This window comes from Nocardia sp. NPDC019219 (assembly GCF_040632645.1).
Taxonomy (GTDB): domain Bacteria; phylum Actinomycetota; class Actinomycetes; order Mycobacteriales; family Mycobacteriaceae; genus Nocardia; species Nocardia sputorum.
The window spans coordinates 1-1,613 of sequence record NZ_JBEYCG010000040.1 but is presented as its reverse complement, the minus strand read 5'-3'; the positions used below and the strand labels follow the sequence as shown (position 1 = coordinate 1,613).

Annotated in this window: 1 pseudogene; it reads right to left on the bottom strand. The window is 65.3% G+C overall.

What is annotated here, in order from left to right:
• A pseudogene (locus tag ABZ552_RS34030) lies at nucleotides 1–1,613 on the bottom strand (DNA-directed RNA polymerase subunit beta); the annotation flags it as partial.

The following is a 1,613-nucleotide window of genomic DNA, read 5'->3' as shown; positions in this document are numbered from 1 at the left end:
TGCGACAGGATGATCGCGTCCTCGTAGTTGTGCCCCTCCCACGGCATGATCGCCACCAACAGGTTCTTACCCAGCGCCATCTCACCGTTCTCGGTACCGGGGCCATCGGCGATGACTTGCCCGGCCTGGACCCGCTGGCCTTCGTCCACGATCGGACGCTGGTTGGCGCAGGTGCCTTGGTTGGACCGAGCGAATTTGCGCATCCGATAGCTACGCCGGGTGCCATCGTCATGCATGACGGTGACGTAGTCGGCGGAAACCTCCTCCACCACACCGGCTTTTTCGCTGACCACCACGTCGCCCGCATCGATCGCGGCGCGCAGCTCCATGCCGGTGCCGACGATCGGCGCTTCGGATCGGATCAGTGGAACCGCCTGCTTCTGCATGTTCGCGCCCATGAGGGCGCGGTTGGCGTCGTCGTGCTCGAGGAACGGGATCATCGCCGTCGCGACCGACACCATCTGGCGCGGCGAGACGTCCATGTAGTCGACCTCGGCGGAGTCGATGATCTCCACCTCGGAATTCCGGCGACGCACCGCGACTCGCGATTCGATGAACCGGCCGTCGGCGTCGAGTGGCTCGTTCGCCTGCGCCACGACATGCAGGTCTTCCTGATCGGCGGTCAGGTAGTCGACTTCGTCGGTGACCCGGCCGTCGACGACCTTGCGGTACGGGGTCTCGATGAAACCGAACGGGTTGACCCGCGCGTACACCGAGAGATACCCGATGAGGCCGATGTTCGGCCCTTCCGGGGTCTCGATCGGGCACATCCGGCCGTAATGGCTGTAGTGCACGTCGCGGACTTCCAGACCGGCGCGCTCGCGCGACAGACCACCCGGCCCGAGCGCGGACAGGCGGCGTTTCTGGGTGAGGCTCGCGAGTGGATTGCGCTCGTCCAGGAACACCGACAACTGGGAGGTGCCGAAGAACTCCTTGATCGCGGCGACCACCGGACGGATGTTCATCAGCGTCTGCGGCGTGATCGCTTCGATGTCCTGCGTGGTCATCCGCTCGCGGACCACGCGCTCCATCCGCGACAGCCCCAGCCGCATCTGGGACTGGATCAACTCGCCGACGGTGCGCAGCCTGCGATTACCGAAATGATCGATGTCGTCGACCTCGACCCGGACCTCGATGCCACCGGGCGCGGTCATGGTCTTGTCGCCCGCGTGCAGGCGCAGCAGATACTCGATGATCGTGACGAGGTCTTCCTCGGTGAGCACCGGTGAGCCGACCACTTCGCCGGCCTGCAGGCCGAGTTTCTTGTTCATCTTGTAGCGGCCGACGCGCGCCAGGTCGTAGCGCTTCTCCTTGAAGAACAGATTCTCCAGCAGGGTCTGCGCCGACTCCTTCGTCGGCGGCTCGCCCGGACGCAACTTGCGATGGATGTCGAGCAGGGCTTCATCGGTGCCCGACGTGCCGTCTTTCGCCAAGGACGTCATCATCACCTCGGAGAAGCCGAAGCGCTCGGCGATCCGCTCGTTCGTCCAGCCGAGTGCCTTGAGCAGGACCGTCACGGGCTGGCGGCGTTTGCGGTCGATGCGCACACCCACGGTGTCGCGCTTGTCCACGTCGAACTCCAGCCACGCACCGCGCGACGGGATCACCCGCAC